Annotated in this window: 22 protein-coding genes; 5 read left to right on the top strand and 17 right to left on the bottom strand. The window is 54.3% G+C overall.

Annotated features, from left to right (window positions below; all coding sequences use genetic code 11):
* Nucleotides 1-81 precede the first annotated feature (81 nt).
* A complete protein-coding gene (locus tag ACMV5H_RS12685; protein ID WP_021806638.1) occupies nucleotides 82-354 on the bottom strand; it encodes a YcgL domain-containing protein in 273 nt (90 codons plus the stop codon).
* Between the two features lie 135 nt (nucleotides 355-489).
* Between ACMV5H_RS12685 and minC the strand changes: the two genes are divergently transcribed.
* The 3 genes from minC to minE are packed head-to-tail and all read left to right on the top strand — an operon-like array spanning nucleotide 490 to nucleotide 2,293.
* Complete coding sequence (minC, locus tag ACMV5H_RS12680) at nucleotides 490-1,182, top strand: septum site-determining protein MinC (protein ID WP_021806639.1); 693 nt, start codon at nucleotides 490-492, stop codon at nucleotides 1,180-1,182.
* Nucleotides 1,183-1,207: 25 nt separating this feature from the next.
* A complete protein-coding gene (minD, locus tag ACMV5H_RS12675; protein WP_021806640.1) occupies nucleotides 1,208-2,020 on the top strand; it encodes a septum site-determining protein MinD in 813 nt (270 codons plus the stop codon).
* A 3-nt stretch (nucleotides 2,021-2,023) separates the two neighbouring features.
* On the top strand, nucleotides 2,024-2,293 hold the full coding sequence (minE, locus tag ACMV5H_RS12670) for a cell division topological specificity factor MinE (RefSeq protein WP_021181173.1): 270 nt from the start codon (nucleotides 2,024-2,026) through the stop codon (nucleotides 2,291-2,293).
* A gap of 234 nt (nucleotides 2,294-2,527) precedes the next feature.
* Here minE and rnd read toward each other — a convergent pair whose 3' ends face one another.
* From rnd to ACMV5H_RS12645, 5 genes are all read right to left on the bottom strand, one after another.
* Nucleotides 2,528-3,649, bottom strand: coding sequence for a ribonuclease D (gene rnd / locus ACMV5H_RS12665; protein ID WP_179253995.1), 1,122 nt, complete (start codon nucleotides 3,647-3,649; stop codon nucleotides 2,528-2,530).
* An 89-nt stretch (nucleotides 3,650-3,738) separates the two neighbouring features.
* Complete coding sequence (gene fadD / locus ACMV5H_RS12660) at nucleotides 3,739-5,427, bottom strand: long-chain-fatty-acid--CoA ligase FadD (RefSeq protein WP_021806642.1); 1,689 nt, start codon at nucleotides 5,425-5,427, stop codon at nucleotides 3,739-3,741.
* A 230-nt stretch (nucleotides 5,428-5,657) separates the two neighbouring features.
* Nucleotides 5,658-6,248, bottom strand: a complete 591-nt coding sequence (locus ACMV5H_RS12655; protein ID WP_046808505.1) for a Slp family lipoprotein — start codon at nucleotides 6,246-6,248, stop codon at nucleotides 5,658-5,660.
* Between the two features lie 105 nt (nucleotides 6,249-6,353).
* The gene (gene tsaB / locus ACMV5H_RS12650; RefSeq protein ID WP_037376119.1) at nucleotides 6,354-7,055 is read right to left on the bottom strand and encodes a tRNA (adenosine(37)-N6)-threonylcarbamoyltransferase complex dimerization subunit type 1 TsaB; all 702 of its coding nucleotides are present in this window, start codon (nucleotides 7,053-7,055) and stop codon (nucleotides 6,354-6,356) included.
* A 72-nt stretch (nucleotides 7,056-7,127) separates the two neighbouring features.
* Complete coding sequence (locus ACMV5H_RS12645; RefSeq protein ID WP_115158835.1) at nucleotides 7,128-9,029, bottom strand: ATP-dependent DNA helicase; 1,902 nt, start codon at nucleotides 9,027-9,029, stop codon at nucleotides 7,128-7,130.
* A gap of 133 nt (nucleotides 9,030-9,162) precedes the next feature.
* On the opposite strand from ACMV5H_RS12645, the gene ACMV5H_RS12640 reads away from it, so the two are divergent.
* Nucleotides 9,163-9,507 carry a RidA family protein gene (locus ACMV5H_RS12640; protein WP_021806645.1) on the top strand — a complete coding sequence of 115 codons (345 nt, stop codon included), beginning with the start codon at nucleotides 9,163-9,165 and terminating at the stop codon, nucleotides 9,505-9,507.
* Between the two features lie 63 nt (nucleotides 9,508-9,570).
* Here ACMV5H_RS12640 and mdtI read toward each other — a convergent pair whose 3' ends face one another.
* From mdtI to zwf, 11 genes are all read right to left on the bottom strand, one after another.
* Nucleotides 9,571-9,900 carry a multidrug/spermidine efflux SMR transporter subunit MdtI gene (gene mdtI / locus ACMV5H_RS12635; RefSeq protein WP_021181166.1) on the bottom strand — a complete coding sequence of 110 codons (330 nt, stop codon included), beginning with the start codon at nucleotides 9,898-9,900 and terminating at the stop codon, nucleotides 9,571-9,573.
* A complete protein-coding gene (mdtJ, locus tag ACMV5H_RS12630; RefSeq protein WP_414821929.1) occupies nucleotides 9,887-10,255 on the bottom strand; it encodes a multidrug/spermidine efflux SMR transporter subunit MdtJ in 369 nt (122 codons plus the stop codon). Before mdtJ ends, mdtI begins: the two co-directional genes overlap by 14 nt.
* A 553-nt stretch (nucleotides 10,256-10,808) precedes the next feature.
* Entirely contained in the window at nucleotides 10,809-11,555 is a 747-nt protein-coding gene (dagF, locus tag ACMV5H_RS12625; protein WP_021806646.1) for a 2-dehydro-3-deoxy-phosphogluconate aldolase, read from the bottom strand.
* Entirely contained in the window at nucleotides 11,542-12,666 is a 1,125-nt protein-coding gene (dgaE, locus tag ACMV5H_RS12620) for a D-glucosaminate-6-phosphate ammonia lyase (protein WP_115158833.1), read from the bottom strand. The genes dagF and dgaE overlap by 14 nt, the downstream gene beginning before the upstream one ends.
* Before the next feature lie 10 nt (nucleotides 12,667-12,676).
* Nucleotides 12,677-13,537, bottom strand: a complete 861-nt coding sequence (locus tag ACMV5H_RS12615) for a PTS system mannose/fructose/sorbose family transporter subunit IID (RefSeq protein WP_181817523.1) — start codon at nucleotides 13,535-13,537, stop codon at nucleotides 12,677-12,679.
* Nucleotides 13,537-14,283, bottom strand: a complete 747-nt coding sequence (locus ACMV5H_RS12610; protein ID WP_021806649.1) for a PTS mannose/fructose/sorbose/N-acetylgalactosamine transporter subunit IIC — start codon at nucleotides 14,281-14,283, stop codon at nucleotides 13,537-13,539. The genes ACMV5H_RS12615 and ACMV5H_RS12610 overlap by 1 nt, the downstream gene beginning before the upstream one ends.
* A 32-nt stretch (nucleotides 14,284-14,315) precedes the next feature.
* The gene (locus tag ACMV5H_RS12605; protein ID WP_021806650.1) at nucleotides 14,316-14,801 is read right to left on the bottom strand and encodes a PTS system mannose/fructose/N-acetylgalactosamine-transporter subunit IIB; all 486 of its coding nucleotides are present in this window, start codon (nucleotides 14,799-14,801) and stop codon (nucleotides 14,316-14,318) included.
* Between the two features lie 5 nt (nucleotides 14,802-14,806).
* Nucleotides 14,807-15,226, bottom strand: a complete 420-nt coding sequence (locus ACMV5H_RS12600) for a PTS sugar transporter subunit IIA (protein ID WP_037376003.1) — start codon at nucleotides 15,224-15,226, stop codon at nucleotides 14,807-14,809.
* 134 nt (nucleotides 15,227-15,360) lie between these two features.
* Nucleotides 15,361-18,171 carry a transcriptional regulator DagR gene (gene dagR / locus ACMV5H_RS12595; protein ID WP_414821928.1) on the bottom strand — a complete coding sequence of 937 codons (2,811 nt, stop codon included), beginning with the start codon at nucleotides 18,169-18,171 and terminating at the stop codon, nucleotides 15,361-15,363.
* A gap of 192 nt (nucleotides 18,172-18,363) precedes the next feature.
* On the bottom strand, nucleotides 18,364-19,005 hold the full coding sequence (locus ACMV5H_RS12590; RefSeq protein WP_021181159.1) for a bifunctional 4-hydroxy-2-oxoglutarate aldolase/2-dehydro-3-deoxy-phosphogluconate aldolase: 642 nt from the start codon (nucleotides 19,003-19,005) through the stop codon (nucleotides 18,364-18,366).
* Between the two features lie 267 nt (nucleotides 19,006-19,272).
* Entirely contained in the window at nucleotides 19,273-20,748 is a 1,476-nt protein-coding gene (zwf, locus tag ACMV5H_RS12585; protein ID WP_021181158.1) for a glucose-6-phosphate dehydrogenase, read from the bottom strand.
* A 392-nt stretch (nucleotides 20,749-21,140) separates the two neighbouring features.
* On the opposite strand from zwf, the gene ACMV5H_RS12580 reads away from it, so the two are divergent.
* On the top strand, nucleotides 21,141-22,007 hold the full coding sequence (locus ACMV5H_RS12580; RefSeq protein ID WP_179253857.1) for a MurR/RpiR family transcriptional regulator: 867 nt from the start codon (nucleotides 21,141-21,143) through the stop codon (nucleotides 22,005-22,007).
* Nucleotides 22,008-22,087: the final 80 nt, after the last annotated feature.

The following is a 22,087-nucleotide window of genomic DNA, read 5'->3' as shown; positions in this document are numbered from 1 at the left end:
CCCTACCTGTGACGACCTGCCGCCAGATGCAGATGATGCTTAAAAGCTGGCGTTAACACAGGGTTGAAAATCGACGCCCGGTTATTTGTTGGCGTCAGACAAATGAAGGTTTAATAGGTTTTCCACCGGCGGTGGGAACTGCAGATAAAACCCTTCCTGCTTTAGGGCTTCTTTCACCTTCTCGATATCCGCTGAGGCCAATTTCTTACGCCCGTCAAGCGACAGCATCATGGCATACTGCGGCGTGCCAAAACTTTTCATCAGATCTTCCGGCACCCGAGAGAAATCGTCTTTTTTTTCGACATAAAGATAAGTCTGATCGCGCTTGGCGCTTCTATAGATGACACAAAACATTTTTAAAACTCTATTTAATTGAGGCAGCGTCTTGCCTGGATATAACTCTGACTATAACATGCTTATAGTACTTCGGAATATCGCACCCCGAGTGGTATTCCGGGGATTTAAGTTGCTGAGACTGAGTCAGGATAGATGTCACAATCGCCAATTGAGCTAAAAGGCAGCAGTTTTACCCTATCGGTGGTTCATTTACATAATTGCGAACCCGAGGTAATACGCCAGGCACTGCAAGAAAAGGTGGAACAAGCGCCCGCTTTTCTCAAAAATGCCCCTGTTGTTATTAATGTTGCTACGCTTAACGGCGACGCAGACTGGAAAGAAATTCAACGGGCGGTCACTGCGGCTGGGCTGCGCGTGGTCGGCATCAGCGGTTGCAAAGATGAGCGGCAGAAGCGGTCCATCGCCCGCGCCGGTTTGCCACTGCTCAATGAAGGCAAAGGCCAGAAGGCGGCCCCGCAGGCTCCGGTGATTGCGCCGGTCCCTGATAATGCCCCAGCCAAAACGCGCATCATCAGTACTCCAGTCCGTTCAGGCCAACAGATTTACGCCCGTAACAGCGATTTGATCGTCACCAGCAGCGTCAGCGCCGGTGCAGAACTGATTGCCGACGGCAATATTCATATTTACGGTAGCATGCGTGGCCGCGCACTGGCTGGCGCCTCTGGCGATACCCAGTGTCAGATTTTTTGCACGCACCTGGGTGCTGAGCTAGTCTCTATCGCAGGGCAGTACTGGTTGAGCGATCAGATCCCGTCCGAGTACCTCGGGCAGGCAGCAAGGCTCAGCCTGTTGGATAATGCTTTAACCATACAACCTTTAAATTAAGCCCTTTTGACAAGGAATCCATTTCATGGCACGCATTATTGTTGTTACATCGGGTAAAGGGGGCGTTGGCAAGACCACATCAAGTGCGGCCATTGCGACCGGCTTGGCCCAGAAAGGCAAGAAAACCGTGGTGATCGACTTTGATATCGGTCTGCGTAATCTTGACCTCATCATGGGGTGTGAACGCCGGGTCGTTTACGATTTCGTGAACGTTATCCAAGGTGACGCCACGCTGAACCAGGCGTTAATCAAAGACAAGCGCACCGACAACCTCTACATTCTGCCCGCTTCGCAAACCCGTGACAAAGACGCCCTGACCCGTGAAGGCGTGGAAAAAATACTCAGCGATCTCGACGAGATGGCCTTCGAATTTGTGGTTTGCGACTCACCTGCAGGGATCGAATCCGGTGCCTTGATGGCGCTGTACTTTGCCGATGAAGCCATCATCACCACCAACCCGGAAGTGTCTTCAGTACGTGACTCCGACCGTATCCTGGGCATTCTGGCTTCCAAATCGCGCCGTGCCGAGAGAGGGGAATCCCCGATCAAGGAACATCTGCTGCTAACCCGTTACAACCCAGGCCGCGTCAGCCGTGGCGACATGTTGAGCATGGAAGACGTGCTGGAAATCCTGCGTATCCCGCTGCTTGGCGTGATCCCGGAAGATCAGTCGGTATTACGTGCCTCTAACCAGGGTGAACCTGTTATTCTTGATAGTGAGTCCGATGCCGGTAAGGCCTATGACGATACCGTTCACCGCCTGTTAGGGGAAGAACGCCCGTTCCGCTTCATCGAAGAAGAGAAAAAGGGCTTCCTGAAACGCCTTTTTGGGGGATAAACCATGGCTCTGTTAGACTTCTTTCTGTCCCGCAAAAAATCGACAGCCAGTGTAGCCAAGGAACGGCTACAGATTATCGTCGCAGAACGTCGTCGTGGGGACAGCGAACCCCACTATCTGCCTGATTTAAAGCGCGATATTCTAGCGGTAATTTGTAAATACATTCAGATCGACCCCGAGATGCTGCACGTGCAATTCGAGCAGAAAGGGGACGATATTTCGGTACTTGAACTTAACGTGACGCTACCGGAATCGGAAGAAACACCTAAATGATTGCGATGCAATGAGTGCCCCCTGTATATTTTTATACAGGGGGCAACTGTATATTCGTCCAGTTATAAACGCGCGTGCAAAAATAAAAACTCCGCACTATTGAGACGACTCTCAGTTCTTTTTGACACCACTTTCTTTATGGTGAAGGCTGGCGATTAATATTTTCTTCGCCTTATTTTTAGCGAGATAAAACGGAACAGTTTGATTTAAACTGCCCCGCCCGATGTTTAACGATTAATAATCCTGTAGGATCGCCTGCAACGGCGCGGCCAATAGCTCACCACGCCAACCACTGATTAACTCAGGCCGTGACTCGCTCTCTTTCAATTTCCAGTGCCAATTCAGCAACTGGTTAATCTGCCGCCGCGAAGCCAGCAGTTCGACGCTAAGGCCACTCTGCTCACTTACCAATGTAATGGCAGCCTTAATCTCCTTGAACACTTTCTTATAGCCAGGATGATCGACCAGATTACTCAACGGTGCCGGCAAGGCTGATTCTTCGAGAGCGTTAGCCTCCGCCACCAGCGCCACCAGGGTTTTACCATGATAGCGGATCTCCGGGCCACTCAGCCCCAGCGCCTCCAGTTCACCCAGCGAACCCGGCATATAGCGCGCCACGGCCCATAGGTTCTCTTCACGCACGACAAAGTTCACCGCCAGATCGCGTTCACGCGCCTGACGTAAACGCCACTCGGCCAGTTTTTGCAGGCAAGCCAACTGACGCGGACGTAACTGCCAGGCATTGGTGATTTCGCGATAGGCCAATTCCGGCGCCAGCGCTTCACTGCGCCGTTGGCAGAGCAAACGGCACTCGTTATCGGCTGCAGCGGTCCAACCCGCCTCCTCGGTCTCCTGCACCAGTTGCTTGGCCATCGGCAACAGGTAGAACACATCAGCTGCGGCATAAACGCACTGGCGCTCGGTCAACGGCCGCGCCAGCCAGTCGGTACGCGATTCACTCTTATCGAGATCGACCTTCATGTACTCCGTCACCAGCTTGGCAAAGCCACAGGACAGCGTATGGCCGCTGAAGGCCGCCAGGATTTGGGTATCGACCATCGGTGTCGGCAGCGTCTTGAAGGCGTTCAGAAACACCTCAAGATCTTCACTACCAGCGTGTAGGAATTTCACGACGGCGGTATCGGCCAGCAGGTCGATAAAGGGTTGCCACTGCTTGATGGGGAGAGGATCGATCAGGGAAAGTTGTTCACCATCATATAACTGGATCAGGCCTAACTGCGGATAATAGGTACGCGTGCGGACGAACTCGGTATCCAGCGCCACCTGGGCGTAGTTTCTTGCCTGCTCGCAGACCTGCTGCAATCCGGCGTCGGTAGTGATCAACTGATAATTCAAAACATCATTCTCTTGGTCATTTTTAGGATTCAAACACAACAACGCCGGCTTATTCACCGGCGCTGTTGAAAAGGGGAGCAACGATTGGCCTAGGCGGCATCGTCAGCCTTGGGCTTTTTCTGTTCGTCACGCAGTTCCCGTCGTAAGATTTTGCCGACGTTCGACTTCGGCAACTCGTCACGGAACTCAACAATTTTTGGCACTTTATACCCTGTCAGGTGCCGACGGCAATGGGTTAGCAACTCTTCTTTGGTGAGTGTCTGATCTTTCTTCACCACACAAATCTTCACCGCTTCACCGGAAGCATCGCTGGGTACCCCAATGGCCGCACATTCCAGCACTTTAGGGTGCTGGCTAACGATCTCTTCGATCTCGTTCGGGTAGACGTTAAAACCAGAAACCAGGATCATATCTTTCTTACGGTCAACGATGCGGATAAAGCCCTCATCATCCACGGTAACGACATCCCCGGTCGCCAGCCAGCCATCGCGCAACACTTCGTCCGTCGCGTCAGGGCGTTGCCAATAGCCTAACATAACTTGCGGCCCTTTAACCCAAAGTTCACCGGGTTGACCGACCGGCACATCTTTACCTTCATCATCCACCAGACGGATATCGGTAGATGGCACCGGCAGGCCAATGCTGCCGCTGTAGTGCTTCAAATCATGCGGGTTGCCAGAGACCAGTGGAGAGCACTCCGTCAGCCCATAGCCTTCCAGCAAATGATGGCCGGTCAGCTTTTCCCACTTTTCCGCCACCGATTTCTGCACCGACATCCCTCCGCCAACGGAAAGCCGCAGCGTGGAGAAGTCCAGCTTCTGGAAATCTTCATTGTTCAATAACGCATTAAACAGGGTATTTACCCCGGTCATGGCGCTAAACGGGTATTTTGCCAGCTCCTTCACCAGCCCCGGAATATCACGTGGGTTGGTGATCAGCAGGCTACGGCCGCCCAACTCGATAAACAGTAGGCAGTTCACCGTCAACGCAAAGATATGATACAGCGGCAAGGCGGTAACCACCAACTCCTGCCCTTCACGCAGTAACGGCACATAAGCCGCTTTGGCCTGTACCAGATTGGCCTGCATGTTGCGGTGGGTCAGCATCGCCCCTTTCGCCACGCCGGTAGTGCCGCCGGTATACTGCAGGAAGGCCAGATCGGTATTGATAATATCTGGCTTCACGTATTGCAGGCGGCGGCCACGCTGCAACGCGCTGCGAAACGAGATGGCATCCGGCAGGTCGTATTTGGGCACCAGCCGCTTGATGTACTTCACCACAAAGTTGACCAACGTGCCTTTGGCTGCAGAAAGCTGGTCGCCCATGCGGGTCAGAATGACATGTTTAACCTGGGTTTTGAACACCACCTTTTCCAAGGTGTGGGCGAAATTGGAAACGATGACAATCGCGCTGGCACCGCTGTCGTTCAGTTGATGTTCCAACTCACGAGGGGTATACAGCGGGTTGACGTTAACCACCACCATTCCCGCCCGCAAAATACCGAACAGAGCGATCGGGTATTGCAACAGGTTGGGCATCATCAGCGCCACACGGTCGCCCTTCTTCAGCCCCAACTCGTTTTGCAGGTAGGCGGCAAATGCTCGGCTGCGCTCTTCCAGCTTGCGGAAGGTCATCACCTCACCCATGTTGATAAAGGCGGGTTGATCCGCGTAACGGGCAACCGCATTCTCAAACATTTCGATCAGGGATGAGTATTGATCGGCATCGATTTCTGCCGGAACATCCGCCGGGTAACGTTTTAACCAGACCTTTTCCAAGCTATTACTCCTGAAATCATTACTAATTATCATCGTAGCCCCCAAAATTGCAGCCAAACTTTAACAATATTTTAACTCAGCGTACCAGTTTGGGTTTTAAACAATATTCAGGTTGCGATGTGCGTCACTAATTGCCGACGCAACCGCACAACAAAAAAAGTTAAGGCGGCCATTAAGCCGCCCTAAAGTATAAAAACTATCCTACTTGCCGAAGCCTCAGATCTGCGTCCTTACTCCGTAACGAAAGTTTGCACCTGCGCCGGACCTGGATTATACCAGCCATAACCCCCGCCCCAACCTGGGCCCCATGGGCCATTATGCCAGCCCCACGGCCCCATTGGCTGTGGCGGCATCACAATCTGCTGAGCGATGCGCCAACGCTTGAAACCGGTCGCATCCATGGTGACAAAGCGGTAAGGCGTCATGCCAATCTTACCGTCCCGTAGGCCGGTGATCGGCCCAACCACGGTGACCAGTTGCCCTCTGAAGTCGACCGGGTCGAGGAAGCCGTTAACCGAAGCCAGCAAACGGCCTTGCGAAGGTTCCCCCAATATCGGGCGAGCGCCAGAATCCAGCGGCACCGCCGCAATCTCCAGGATGGTACGCCCACGTTCATTAGCCACCGCAACCACGGTACCGCCGAAGCGTGCCTCCGCGCCGGTAAACTGTTTCGGTGCGTTTTGCACCACTGACAGTCGATCGACCGGCGTAGGGCTGGTGCCTTGGATGGCATCCGGAATGGTCACACAGCCAGAGAGCGCCAACACGCTGCTTGCGATTGCCAGCGTTAACAGCTTTTTACTCACAGTACGGGTTAAGATCATCGCAATCTCCTGAATTAGCTGTAACTTCGACAACGTTCATCAGTGCAAGTTGCAAGCGGAGCTGTTTTCTATCGGCGGCAACTTTAGATTAACTATAGGAAACTATTCGCGTCCCGGTAGCTTCTTCCAGGTGACTTCGTTACGCAAATAGGTCGGTTCGGCATTCTCCACGCTAACCGCCAGGCCTTGTTGCCAAGCCTGTAGCGCCAGAGGCAGCATATCTTCGGCCTGCGGCAACAGCATTTGCCCGTCGGTAACGTGCAGCGAGGAACCTGCAACCAAATCTGGGTAGGTTTGCCAACCGGTCCCCACATGGGCCCAATCGCCTTGCAAATGTTGCGCTCGCTCCAGAGCCTGCTGTGGAGACAGCACCGCTTCCCCCGCGCTTTCCAGCCACTGGCCATCAGGCTGGCGTTCAAACTGGCCCCAATAGACTTCGCCCATACGGGCATCGATCGCCGCCAACACTCGTTGCGCGCCAGTCATGCGCCAGGCACCTTGCGCCATGGTTTGCAAGGTAGAAATCCCGAGCATCGGCAGTTCGGCGCCGAGCGCCAACCCTTGGGCAATACCAATGCCGATACGCACGCCGGTAAAGCTCCCAGGGCCACGACCAAAGGCCAAGGCATCGAGTTGTGAAAGGGATAATCCGGTTTCGGCCAGCACCTGCTGCACCAGCGGCAAAATGCGCTGGGTATGCTCGCGTGGGCACAGTTCAAACAGGGCGTGAACTTCGCCTTGATTCCAGATAGCGACAGAACATGCTTCCGTCGCCGTATCGATCGCTAAAATTCGCGTGGACATGCCAAACCTCAGGCGGGAAATATCAGTGGTTTCATACAGGGCGCGCATTGTAGCACACCCCAGAAGTCGCGCCTATTCACCCTTGAGGAAGGCAATAGCCTGTGCCAGATCGCGGGTACGTGGCGTTGGTGGCAGGCTGTTGAGAAACACTTCACCATAAGGACGCATCACCAGGCGGTTATCACAAATCACCAGCACGCCCCGATCGTCGGTATCGCGGATCAGACGGCCAACTCCCTGCTTGAGCGTAATCACAGCATCGGGCAGTTGCACATCATTGAACGGGTCACCGCCGCGTAAACGGCAATCTTCAATGCGCGCCTTCAGCAACGGATCGTCCGGCGAGGTAAACGGCAGCTTATCGATAATCACGCAAGAGAGCGCATCACCGCGCACGTCGACCCCTTCCCAGAAGCTGCTGGTTGCCACCAGTAACGCATTGCCCGCTTCGACAAACTGCGCCAACAGTTGACCCTTGCTGGTTTCCCCTTGCAACAGCACCGGCAGCGTCAAGGTGGCGCGGAACTCTTCGGCCAGCTCACGCATCATCTGATGCGAAGTGCACAGGAAGAAACAGCGGCCCTGGTTAGCCTCAATCATTGGCCGCAGCATTCGGGCCAACTGACGTGCGCCACCGGGTTGATTCGGCGAGGGCAAGAAACGTGGCACACAGAGCAACGCCTGATTGGCATAGTCAAACGGGCTGGGTAGCAGCAGGGTTTTGGCCTTATTCAGCCCCAAACGATCGGTAAAATGGCCCATTTGCTCATTCACCGACAGCGTTGCCGAGGTGAAAATCCAGCTGCCCGGCTTTTCGTCCAGCATCTCGCGGAAGCGGTCTGATACCGTCAATGGCGTGAGCGCCAACACAAAACTGCGTGAGTTACATTCATACCAATAGCTGAAGCCGGGTTCGTTGACCTCTTTGAGCCGCTTAAGGCGGGCGCGGAACTGCGTCGCACGCTCGAAGGCGGCATCCAGCAACGCCGAACGGCCAAGGGAAAGCTTGACCACGTCGTAACACAGCTCCAACGCATCATCGAGCAGCAGCAAGGCACGCTGGACGTTAGGTTGAGTGAGCACCTCACGAAGGTTACCGCGAAAACCTGGTTCTCCCAGCGCCAAACGGAAATCCTGCGTGCTCTGGCTGAGGCGATCGGCGCTCTTTTGCAACTGTGCGCTATCGCGCACCTCGGTACGGTAAGCAATGGTGATGTCTTTAGCCAGATCCATCAGTTGACGGCTGGTGAGCTGCTTGCCGAAGTATTGGCTGGCGATATCCGGGATCTGATGCGCTTCGTCGAAGATCATCACGTCCGCTTCCGGGATCAGTTCGGCAAAACCGCCCTCCTTGACCACCATATCCGCCAGAAACAGATGATGGTTAACCACCACCACGTCGGCATCCATTGCCCGGCGTCGAGCCTTGACGACGAAGCACTCTTTATACAGCGGGCAATCACTGCCCAGACAGTTATCGTTGGTGCTGGTCACCAGCGGCCAGACAAAGCTGTCTTCCGCCACATCGCTACAGGAGCTGATATCCCCTTCTTCCGTCAGGGTTGACCAGCTGCGCAGCCGCACCAAATCGATCAGCGTCTGGCCAGCCAGATCGCCACCAGCCATGGATTGCTGCTCCAGACGTTCCAGGCACAGATAGTTGGAACGCCCCTTGAGCAGCGCCAGCTTGCCTTTGTATTTTAATGCATTGGCCACGGTGGGCAGATCTCGGGCGTAAAGCTGATCCTGCAAGGCTTTGGAGCCGGTGGAAATAATCACCTTGCGCTTTGAACGCAGCGCCGGTGCCAGATAGGCGTAGGTTTTACCGGTGCCGGTTCCTGCCTCGACGACCAGTTCCTGTTTGAAATTGATGGCTTCCGTTACCGCCTCTGCCATCAATCTTTGCGGTTCACGGGGTTTGAACCCTTTAATTGCCTGCGCCAATGCGCCTTCTGGTGCGAAATCGTCTGCCACGCTATCTCTCTGCCGGTATCATTCAGCGGTGATTATGCCAAGCCTGCCACGCCGCTACCACCGACTTTATCCACACACACATCCATTGCTGGCTGTGATACGCTTATGACGTTGATGATAAGGAGATAATTGCATGAATATCGAACGAATTGATCCGGCACAGCGCTGGTCAGAAGCGGTGATCCACAATGACACCGTTTATTACACCAGCGTCCCGGAAAATCTGGACGATGACGCTACGGCGCAAACCGCCAACGCCTTGGCCGCTATCGATGTGCTGTTGGAGCGAGTGGGTTCGGACAAGAGCCGGATTTTAGACGCCACCATTTTCCTGGCCAACGGCGATGATTTTGCCGCCATGAATGCCGCCTGGGATGCCTGGGTTGTTGCAGGCAGCGCGCCGGTACGTTGTACCGTAGAAGCACGTCTGATGAATCCTAAATACAAAGTTGAAATCAAGATCATCGCGGCGCTGTAAAACAAAAAACCGCAGGTCATACCCTTAACCCAAGAGTAGATACCTGCGGTTTTTATTTGGCCGTTAAGCCAGTTTGATGATGACCATGCCCGTCAATAACAGGGCCAGCCCCATCCAGCCTTTGGCATTGAGCCGTTGACCGAACAGGATCCAACCGGCAGCGATAGTGGCGGCAATACCGAAACCGCCCCACAACGCATAAGCGACCGAAAGATCGATCCCCTTCACCGCCTGCGCCAGCGCGCTGAACGCACCTAATACCGACACCAGAGACAACAGCCCCAGCCAAACCCTGCTAAAACCATTAGACATCTTCAGAAAGATGTTGGCCACGATCTCCAGTACGATGGCCAAGGCCAGAAACCCAATGTGGTACAACTCAAGCTGTTGCATGGTTGTTACCTCGCGGGCTGACCTGTTTTCGTGGCTTGCGGGTGCCGGATTTCACCAGCAGGATCCCGGCAATCAACGCCACCAGACCCAGCACTTTCAGCGCCGAGATTGGCTCATCAAACAGCATCACGCTAAACAGGGTAATAAACAGGATGCCGATCCCTTCCCATAGGGCGTAAGCAACGCCCAGGGCCACGCATTTTACCGCTAATGACAGCATGATGTAAGACAGGGTGATCATCACGTACATGACGATGTGTCCGGTCATACCGCCGCTGACGCTAGCGTATTTCATGGACAGGGTGCCGATAATTTCGGCGGTAATGGCAAAGCCTAAAAAGATCCAATAAATCATAATTTTTCTCCCAAACGGCGAATCAAGCACGCTAAGGCGTATTTATCCCAATCTATCTCATCAAACAGGCGCACGGCGGCGCTTGAGATATAGAAATCTCTGGGGATAAACCTACCCAAACGTATTAAAGAAGTTTGCCCGGCAACGCCAAAAGACGGGAAGTGAACCCAGTCATCAGCACCGGTAAAGGGAGAAAGACGCTATAGCTCGCTGCACCAGTGATGCTCACTGGCAAGAATGGCAGAAAGGAAAAGTTGGCAACAAGATGTTCTGAGAGGCGTTCCATTAAGTTTCATCATAATTATTCTCTATCTTCAGCCGCACACCGTGCGATTTGCCCAATATCCTCATGAATGTAAAATTTTCAACTGCATTAGTTTTACCATAGCAAAAATCAGAAAGCAAACCGCCGTTTTCACATTTAGCGAAAAAAAATGAGTTATAAATAAGAGCCTTAATGTTTTTAAAAATTAAAAAAAGGCTCGGATTTATTCCTGAGCCTTGTGAGAATTTCGCTAGCCGGTAAGTGCGGCAAATTCAGGCGCCACGCGCCTTAGCGCAGGATCTGTTTGATGCCTTCCAGCAGCAACGCGACCTCTTCGGCACGGGTCTCTCCGCTGTGTGGATCGATGATGGAACTGTAAACGTGTGGCATCACCTTTGCGACTCCTGCGTCAAGGCAGGTTTCCAGTATTGGCAGGAAGTTTCGCGTATCGATCCCGCCGGTGGGTTCGATCATGGTCATGCCATTGCGCACGCAACTTTCCGCCAATGCGCGCAGTTCTGCCAGCGACGATAACCCCCCCATCGGGAAGAATTTGGCCGCATGACCACCCAGATCGAGGATCATACGCACCGCGCTGTCACAGCTCACCACGGCAGGCTCGCCCTGGCTGCTGTGAACTCCGGTGGAAATGATCACCTTCCCTGGCGTGCCGGTTGGCGAGATCAAGGCATTGATGCAGGTATTGCTGATGCCACGGGCCGCCAATGCACCCGCGGCAAAACCACAGCCTGTGAAGGTTTGGTTGACGTGTGCAGGCGCGGTGGCCGCCGCAATCATTGCCGCCTTATAAAACTGTGCTGCCGACCCTGCCCCCAAGCCAACGGAAATAGCCGGGATGTGCTCCATCCAGCGCTTCACCTCGGCCACACCCTGTTCGACGTTGGTGAACTGCGCCGAGATCACGCCAATAGCAGCATGTCCTTCAGCGGCATGGTGTACCTGTAATGCGTTAGGGATATCTTTGGCCAGCACGTTGATAGCCACTCGCCCCTGGTAAAAATCAAGCTGTTGCATGTTGCCCCCTGGCCTGTTGCACAATTTCCGTCAACCTCTCCACAATCAACGCAAAGTCGTCGTCGCGCAGCGCCCGTGGATCGAAGCTGAAGACGCCCTGATTCAGCCAGTAATGGCGGGTGTAAATCGCCACCTCGCCAGTGCGCAGTTGCTCTTCCACCTGATAGGCGGTTAATCCTAGCCTGGAGGCGTCTACGCTTACCCGCACTCGATAAATCGCTCGCCCGGCTTCATCCTGTTCGATCTCCGCCTGTAGGCCCGGCAGCGCGGAAATCTGCTGTGCCAATTCGCGCAATGCCGGTAATTGGCGGCTCCAGTCCGGTTGATGTTGCTGATAATGATCCAGCGCCATCACCAGCCCCACCATGTTCTCCTTGCCGATCTTCATCGCACGCGCAATGCCGTTATGCTGGGCCTTGCAACAGGCGACCCATTGCCGATCGCCAGTGACAAAACCGGAGGTCGGTGCGTCCAGCGCTTTGGCCCCGCTATACACCACCATGTTGGCCCCGGCTGCAACATAGGCCCGCAAATCTTCCTCTGCGGCCGCATCCACAATCAGCGGCAGCCCGGCATCACGGGCCACGGAGACAAAATCGCTCAGCGCAACCATGCCCTTTTGCACACAGTGATGCGACTTGACGTAAAACAGCGCCGCCGTCTGCGCCGTGATGGCCTTTGCCAGTTGCCAGCGGGCCGCCAGATTGCTTTGCCCCACCTCAACCACCTTACCGCCGCCCAGCCGGATAGCGGTGGTGATCGGCGCACCGTAGTCAATATTGTGGCCACGTAGCATGACGATTTCATTCGCCAAACCTTCACTACATGGCATCAGTGCCACCCGCTCCGGCTCCCCCCGGGTAATGGCTGCCGCGACCGCAATAGCCACCCCGGCGGAGGCGCAGGAGGTCACATAGCTGTCTTGCGCACCGGTATGCTGAGAGATCAGTTCGCCAACGCGATCCACCAGCGCATCAATTTCCACAAAGGCCGACGCCGCCTCGGCCGTGGCCGCCATCACTTCTTTCGGCACCGAAGAAACACCAAGGAGGGTCATCTTGCCGCTGGCGTTGATCACCCGTTTCAGCCCGAGCCGTTGATAAATATTCATCGCTGCTCCATTACAAAATGCCTAACAGGGAACACACCACGCTCAGTACCACTACCGAAAGCAGAATGGTGGTATAACGCGGCCCTTTTTTGACCAGATAGAAGTAGATCGAGAACACCGCAGCCAGCGGCAACAGGCCGGGGGCGATGGAGTCCAGGATCTGTTGCACTACCACCTCGGAACCTTCCAACGCGCTGATTTTCAGCGGCGAGGTGATCTTGACGTAGCTGGCAGACAGCGCTCCCATCATGATCAGCCCGAGCACGTTGGCCCCGTAGATCAGCTCTTTTATCTTGCCCCCTTGCAGCAGCCCGATGATCGATTCCCGCCCTAGCGTATAGCCTTTGTGGGCCAAGCCGTAGCTGATCGCCATGGTGATAACGGTATACAACACCACCGGCATGATGCCACCCATGGCGCTGCCGTTGGCCGCGAAGGGTATGAAGATGGCGATCAACAGCGGCATGATCGCCGCCCAGACCACCGAGTCACCAATTCCGGCCAGCGGCCCCATCAGGCCGGTTTTAATCCCGGTGATGGACGAATCGGAAATCGGCTCGCCACGGGTCTTCTGTTCTTCCATGGCGATGGCAACGCCCTGGATCACCGCACCAAAGGTCTGTTCACTGTTGAAGAAGTTCAGGTGGCGTTTCAGCGCCTCAACCTGCTCTTCTTTCTTCGGATAGAGCTTTTTAATAATCGGCGTCATTGAGGCGCAGAAAATCAGGCTCTGTAAACGTTCATAAGAGTTGGAGACCTCGGCTCCCAGCCAGTAAATAAACCAGGCTTTGGTAATGTCCCGCTTGGTCAGCACGTTGGTTTGGCGTGCTCTTTCCACCAGCTCGTGTTGCATGATGTCGCTGCTCATGATCAGGCTCCCTCACCTTTGGCCATGTTTTTAACCAGGAATGCCGCGCAGGTACCGAAGATGGCCATCGCCATGATGTCAACCTTGAGATACAACACCGCGAAGAACCCGGCAATGAAGTAAGGCAGCAGGCTTTTCTTGCCGATAACCATGATGGTGATCGCAAAGCCCAGCGCAGGCAGGATGCCGCCCATGATTTCGAACGAGTGGGTCAGCCAATGTGGCATCAACGCCAGGAACTTCTCGACCACGCCCTGGCCGAAATAGTTGGCGGCAAACACCACCGGGAAGCGGATCACCAGGCCAAGCAGTGCCGGATACAGGAAGGCACAGCGCATGATCCCGCTGATATTGGCCTCTTCCGCGTGCTTATCGGCCATATGTACCCAAACGGCGTTCACGGTACGGCGTAACTGGTCAACGAACACGCCAATCACCCCAAACGGGATTGCCAACGCGATCGCCAGGTTAGGATCCATCCCCGCTTTCACGGCGATCGGCAGCGCGATACAGGCCGCCAGTGCCGGATCTGAAGGGACGTTCCCACCCGGCGTAGAGGTGACGCCCAGATACACCAACTGCATCCCGGCGCCGATAATCATCGCCGTTTTCATATCCCCCAGCAGGAAGCCGACGAATACCGCGATGGCGATGGGTTGCACCAACATCCCCGAGAGGGTGTAGCCCAAGCGCAGGCGGGCAAACCAGTAATACAGCCCCATACAAATGGCAACGGTCAAGTTATCCATGGTATTGCTCCTAATCGATCAGATGCCGAATATCAGAACTTCTTCAAAATATCTGCCAGTGCCTGCGGCTTGTCTTCCGGGATGGTCTGGAAGAACACCGTCACACCGCGTTGCTGTAAGTCACGCAGGATCGCCACATCTGCCTCATCCAGCGTAATGTTCTGGAATACCGCTTTACGGTTCGGCCCACCACCCAGGCCACCCACCTGGATATTTTTGACGTCAAACCCGTCGACCACCGCCTGTTGCACCGTAACCAGGTTCGGGAACAAGACCAATACGTTGCCCTCCCCCAGTTGATTCTCCCGCCAAGCCGCCGCAAAACTCTGGTTGCCATAGCAATCCACTTTCACATTCGGCGGAGCGGCCATCAGATAGATGCTTTTCATAAACGGATCGGCTTCCAGCTCATCACTCACTACCGCGATACGGTTGGCCTGCGACTGCCCAACCCACTTGGTAACGACCTGACCGTGGATCAAACGGCTGTCAATGCGGCATAAAACGATGTTGGCCATAATGATTATTCCCCTGATGTTATTGATTTAATTTGTTTAACTACGTCGAGGCAGCTGTTGCGCCCCAGTTCAACCAACTCGTCGAGATGGTTGAGAAAATTGCCCTGCTCACGTAAATCGATGGCAGCCAGCAGCAAGGTGGCATTCAGGCCGGAAATCACACCGATGGCGTAGTCACGGCTCAAGCGAGCCGCCACGTTAGAGGTGGTGCCGCCGATAAAGTCGGTGAGGATCAATGAACCCTCCGGCATAGTTTTCACCTGTTGTTCAACGCGTTCATGGAACTCCGCCAGCGTGTCGACCGGCATCAGCGCGATATCGAATATCCCGCTGGTTTCGCCAATCACCATGCGGACGCTTTCACGCAGTTGTTGGCCCCAGCCGCCGTGGGTCAGTAGTAAAATCTGTGGTAATGCAGCCAAAATGGCCTCCTGGCAATCTATTGAAAGTCATTGAAAATTTCCGTTCCCTAGAGATATAGCAATGCCTGTGCCAATTTTGTGGCACACCGGAGGGAGGTCAGTGGTGAGCGGGCCGTGAAGGCCCGCTATGGCAGGGTCTAGCGGTAGAGAAGCTCGTAGATATAAAAATATTCCGCATCGGACAGGCGGATAGAATAGGCACGTTCAATCGGCGAAAACGCGTCTTTGATGACAGAAAACGCCTGTTGGTCGATATCCTGCTGGGCATCCAGGGCAATCTGTAACGGTTTGTGGCTTAAAACGATACGCTCCACCATGCAACAGCAGTGGATCAGGAAGCGAAGTGTCACTTGCCTTGAGGGCTGTAAATCCAGCGTGCGACAAATCTGATGCAACACCGCTTCGATCTCTTGCAGGATACGTTGAGGATTGAGCACGGAAATATGGTTGATGATGCTCTCCAGCGTCAGCGCGCTGATAAAGCGCATTGAACAGCGCTCCACCTGCAACTGGCGTTCGGCGCTGCCAAGGTCCGGGTTCAACAGGCTGAGAACCAGTTCCGGCCCCTGTTCGGAGAACAGCTCTTCCAACGCGATAAACGGGATATCCGGCAAGCCGGGCTGGAAGGTCCCCACGATACCCACCAGACGTTCGTTACCGCCTATCGCCTGACGCAATCGCTCCAGGCTGCGCACTTCGTTGTAATCCACCAATACCATGCGGGTGTCTTCCGCCATCAGCTCACCGAAGCTTTCCTCCAGCACTTTCTTGATCTTCACCGCCGTGCCCATCCCGGTAATACAGGAGATTGCCAACACCTTGCCGATCTCATCTTCACGCTGGTCGTAAAGCTGATGGGCAATCCCTTTGCTGGCCATCAGTTGCATCAAGGGGGAGAAATCACTGGTTTCATAGGTCAGATCCAGCCCAATCTCCAGCAACGCCCCCATGGTGATGTTCTGGATCAGCAGCACATCAATGTGGAACAGTTTGCTGACGGTGCTGGCAAAGTGCACCAACGAGCCGATATCCACAATCAAGATCAGGCGCTGATAGCGCTTTTCCCGTAGTGTGGCGATCAGTAATTCCAATGTGTCATGCACCGACTGCTCGAACGGCATATCGATGGCGGTAAACAGCTCACATTCCAGTACCCGATTGACATAGTGCGCCATGCTGCTGGCCGTGGTGGTGCCGTGGCCGATCAACATGGCACCGCAGTCAGGGCTAATCTCCTTGCGCTGGCGGAAACTGCGGCACTCCTTCAAAAACAGGCACAGGTAGACGATTTCCGTCGACGGACATTGGATGTGGAAGATTTCATTGATTTTGCGGCATAGCTGGTTGGCGTTATCGTACTCATCCTTGCAGTAATCCAGGATCAGACTGGAGGAATACAGGTTGGGGATCAGGCCTTTTTGCACATAGGAAAGCAGCGCCAGCAGGTGTTTACGCAGATGACCGGCCATATTCTGTGGTAGCGGGAAACCCAACACCTGTTCAATGCAGCCAATCAACAACGTAATGCGTTGCTCGACCTGGCCGCCATAATAGCGTTCCTCACTTTCCCCACCGTTGCGGCTGTAAAGCCCATATTCAAAAATGGTACGTAGCTTGTTCTTCAGGATCGACAGGGTTTCCTGCGGCGGCACGTTGCTGTTGCGCAGGTTGACATATTCGCGTGTCAGATAGGTATAAAACAGATCGCTATCCTGCTCGCTGCTCAAGGCGCTCAGATATTGCTTGAGCTGCTCGAGAGGCTGTGAGCTGATATCCAGATACTCCTGCTGACCAAATATCGCGTCCACCAACAGGCGGCTGCTGGCGCTGGCAGAGTGCGGGACATCCATCAGCCGCTTATCCAGCAACAGCCTTGGGCTACTGTGCCCCATACCGCTGGCCCAGGCCTGGGCACAGAGAAACTGGATATCACTTTTGAGTTGGCCGATATTGCCGCTCAGCGGCTTCTCCAGCAGATAGAGCAGCAACCCCTTATCCAAACGGATAATGCGGCCAATCTTGCGGCTCTCAAGCTGTAAGAAACCGGTAATGATTTCTACCTGTTCCTCCAATGAGCGCTCCCGCAACGCCGGTATGGCAATCGATACCTGAATACGCCGCAGGAAAGTACGTAGCAGCGTTGAGTCTGGGCTTTCAGTGGTAGCGCAGATCAGCCGTACGCTGATGGGTCGGGCTTTATCGCTTGAACCCAGTGGCCGATATTCACCTTTATCCAGGATCGAAAACAGTTTCTCCTGCCCTTCGTAGGGCAAGCGGTGGACTTCATCGAGTAACAGAAAGCCACCGTCCGCCTGTTCGATCAGGCCACGTTTGCTTTCAATCGCGCCGGTAAACGCGCCCTGTTTGTGACCAAACAGATGGGATGAAAGCAGCTCCGGGTTATGGGCATACTCGGCACAGTTGAAATACACCAACGGGATTTGCCGCTGGGGCTGTTGCACCATGGCGAATTGGTGCATCACCTCGGCAAAGAAGGTTTTCCCCACCCCGGAAGGCCCAGTAAGCAACACATGCAATCCACCGGGATAAAGCACCGCCGCCTTACCCTTCTCTACCGACAACCGCAGGCTGCGGTCATAGCCAATCACCGTATGAAAAGGATCATCACTGGCTGGCTGCGGCAAGGCTTTGGCGGGTAATAGCGCCAGTAAATCTTTGGCTTCCAGCCTGTCATCTGGCAACGATTGCTCAATCAACTGCTCACAGACTGCCCGGTGCAAAAACAGCACCGGACGGGATTTAATCTTGATGACCAATCGCTCAGCGTGTAGCTCGTTAAGTTCTTTACTGACAGAGTTACGTGCCAATCCCAGGTTAAAAGCGATGGTTTCCGCGGCGAAACCGCCAGCGCTTTGTTCAAGCGTTTCCCGGTTAAGCGTAAGGGTAAGACGTTCCAGCTCCTGGCGAACTGCATCTTTACGTTTCATTTTAACCTGTTGTTATTATTAGTTATAAAGAAGAAATAGACGGTAATTGGCAAGCGGGTAGCCAATCTAACCAAAAGTCATCCTAATACAGGGTTAGGGAAAACAACCACCGCAATATGTGAAGTTGTGGTATTTACAGGCAAAAAAAATGCCAATCACAGAGGATTGGCATCAGCAGGAGCGAACGCGGGTTTAGGCGGTAGCACCCTTGACGGCTTCACGCGCCAATTCGGTGATACGTGCATAGTCGCCGCTTTCCAGCGCATCCGCAGGCACTAACCAGGAACCACCGATGCACAGCACGCTTTTCAGTGCCAGATAGTCACGGTAGTTGTTCGGCGTGATGCCTCCGGTTGGGCAGAAGCGCACCTGTGAGAACGGCCCAGCAATGGCTTGCAGCGCCTTGACGCCGCCGTTGGCTTCCGCAGGGAAGAATTTAAACTCGCGCAGGCCATAATCCATCCCCAACATCAGCTCGGAAACGGTGCTGATACCCGGGATCAACGGAATGCTGCCTGCGGTGGCGGCTTTCAGCAAATCGGCGGTCAAGCCAGGGCTGATGGCAAACTGAGCGCCAGCCTCGGTCACTTCCTGCAACTGTTGTGGATTGATCACCGTGCCCGCACCAATGATGGCATCAGGAACTTCTTTGGCGATCGCACGAATCGCGTCCATCGCACAGGCGGTACGCAGCGTCACTTCCAGCACGCGCACGCCACCCGCAACCAGTGCTTTCGCCAACGGCACGGCGTGTTCCAGTTTGTTAATCACAATCACCGGAACTACCGGACCTGCCGTCAGGATCTGTTCTGCACTGGTTTTCCAGTTTTTCATCGTCATTCTCTCCATTACTTTCGGTTGGTGTATGGCACGCCCCTGCCACAGGGCTCCGCATCGCTGCAGATTCCGATCGCACCGCTAAAGCCAGCGGACAGGCTGACGCCGGTCACCTAGGCTAATTATGTTGACGTGTTACCAGCCCCTACCGCTCCGAAAATAAATCGGTCTCAATCTACCTATGGCCACAGAAAGAACACCTGGGTAGCGGCGAGCTCGATCGGTTCCCTCTCCTTTTGGGAGAGGGAACTGGTTAATTGCTGCTTATTCGAATTCGTTCCACGAACGGCCATCGCGCGTGATCATCGCGACGGAAGCCACCGGCCCCCAAGTCCCAGACTGGTATGGCTTAGGCGCTTCGTTGTCCGCTTTCCAGGCATCCATGATTGAGTCAACCCACTTCCAGGCCTCTTCCACTTCGTCACGGCGCACGAACAGCGCCTGGATGCCACGCATGGTTTCCAGCAGCAGACGCTCATAGGCATCGGCCACGTGTTCCTGGTTAAAGGTTTCCGAGAAGCTCAGATCCAACTTGGTGGTTTGCAAACGATGTTTGTGATCCAGCCCCGGCACCTTGTTCAGTACCTGGATTTCGATCCCTTCGTCCGGCTGCAGGCGAATGGTCAGCTTGTTCTGTGGCAGTTGTTGATAGGAGTCACGGAACAGGTTCAGCGGTGGGTTTTTAAAGTACACCACCACTTCTGAACATTTGGTCGGCAAACGCTTACCGGTACGCAGATAGAACGGCACCCCGGCCCATTGCCAGTTGTCGATATCGACGCGGATGGACACAAAAGTCTCGGTGTTGCTGCTCTTGTTTGCCCCTTCCTCTTCCAGGTAGCCCGGCACTTTTTTACCCTGCACAAAGCCTGCGGTGTACTGGCCGCGCACGGTGGTTTCCCGGACATTGGTCTGATCGATACGGCGTAGCGAGCGCAGCACTTTCACTTTCTCATCACGGATACGGTCAGTGGTCAGGTCTGCCGGTGGCGACATGGCGATCATGGTCAGGATCTGCAACAGGTGATTCTGGATCATGTCGCGCATCTGCCCGGCCTGATCGAAGTAACCCCAGCGCCCTTCAATACCCACCTCTTCCGCCACGGTGATCTGCACGTGATCGATAGTGCGGTTATCCCAGTTGGAAGCAAACAGGGAGTTGGCAAAGCGCAGCGCCAGCAGGTTCAGTACCGTTTCTTTGCCCAGATAGTGGTCGATACGGTAAACCTGGGATTCGTTAAAGTACTCAGCAACCTGATCGTTGATCACCCGTGAGGATGCCAGGTCAGTACCAAGTGGCTTTTCCATCACCACGCGCGCCGGCTCTTTATTCAGCTTGGCCTCGCCCAGGCCCTTGCAGATGGCGCCAAAGGTGCTTGGCGGCATGGCGAAATAGTTGATGGTGGTACGATGTTTCTGGTCCAGCATCTTGCCCAATTCGGCGAAGTGCTTGCTGTCGTTGACGTCCAGATTGCAGAAGTCCAGGCGTGCGCTCAGCGTGGCCCAAAGCTCATCGTCCAGCTTTTCTTTCATAAAGGTGCCCAGGGCTTCCTTGACCACCTTGGTATAAGCTTCTTTATCCCACTCGGCACGGCCTACCCCGATGATACGGGTATCCGGGTGGATGTGACCGGCTTTCTCTAACTGGTACAGGGAAGGCAGCAGTTTACGACGCGCCAGATCGCCTTTCGCGCCGAAAATAACCAGGTCACAGGCCTGGGCTGTAGAGGTTACCGCCATGTTCATCTCCTCGATGCAGGATATTTGTAATTTTCTTACATTACTAATGTACTCTCTTTCGCTACGGCCAGTAAACCCGGATCAAAAGCAGAAAAAAAGCCCCAGAAACTACGGCGTTATCCCTGGTGCAGCGCGAACGCTGTTGGCAACAGGGAAAACTGTAATTTTCTGTCTTTTTTGACACTCTTTTACCATTATGAAAGTTAGACACAGGTCATGTTCTGGTGAAAAAAGCCAGCTTATCCCTTGTCGACACTGCCAACGCTTACCAGCACGTAGTATATTTTCATTAAACCGGATTGATTTCTCCTTTGATTGAAATCGACATACCCGATGGATCACCCGTGAAAGCCGGTGTCCGGCAGGTATAAACCATGAGTGACTCCCGTTATATGAATACGCTGGAAAAAATCCAGAGCCATCTGGAGCTCCTGAGCAAATCGGAAAGGAAAGTCGCCGAGGTGATCCTGGCCTCCCCACAAACCGCTATTCACTCCAGCATCGCCCGGCTGGCCAAACTGGCCGATGTCAGTGAGCCGACCGTTAATCGCTTTTGCCGCCGCCTGGAAACCAAAGGGTTCCCCGACTTCAAACTGCATCTGGCACAAAGCCTGGCTAACGGTACGCCCTATGTAAACCGCAATGTCGAAGAAAACGACACCGTTGCCGCTTACACCAGTAAGATCTTTGAGTCGGTGATGGCCAGCCTGGATACAGTAAAGGCAAATCTCGACATTACCGCAATCAATCGTGCGGTTGATCTGCTTACCCAGGCGAAAAAAATCTCGTTCTTCGGGCTCGGGGCCTCTGCCGCCGTGGCGCACGATGCCATGAACAAATTTTTCCGCTTCAATATTCCGGTGGTCTATTTTGACGATATCGTCATGCAGCGCATGAGCTGCATGAACTCCGTCGAGGGGGATGTCGTGGTACTGATCTCCCATACCGGGCGCACCAAGAATCTGGTCGAGATGGCGCATCTGGCACGAGAGAATGACGCCACGGTCATCGCCATCACCTCGAAAGAGACTCCACTGGCCCAAGCTGCGACCCTCCCCCTACTGCTGGACGTGCCGGAAGACACCGATGTTTATATGCCAATGGTGTCCCGAATTGCGCAGTTAACCCTGATTGACGTGCTGGCCACCGGATTTACCTTGCGTCGAGGGGCTAAATTCAGAGATAACTTGAAGCGGGTCAAGGAAGCGTTGAAAGAATCGCGCTTTGATAAAGGGATCGTCCCCAACAGTTTCGACTGAAAACGGTTTTAAAAACCGCCGGTCAGATCACAAGTTGACCCGCGGGATTATAGTTGTACCCTGATAGCTCGTTCATACAG

Source organism: Serratia sp. N21D137, from assembly GCF_047530005.1.
GTDB lineage: Bacteria > Pseudomonadota > Gammaproteobacteria > Enterobacterales > Enterobacteriaceae > Chania > Chania fonticola_B.
The sequence above is the reverse complement of the archived record's forward strand: the minus strand, read 5'-3'. Positions and strand labels throughout refer to the sequence as shown.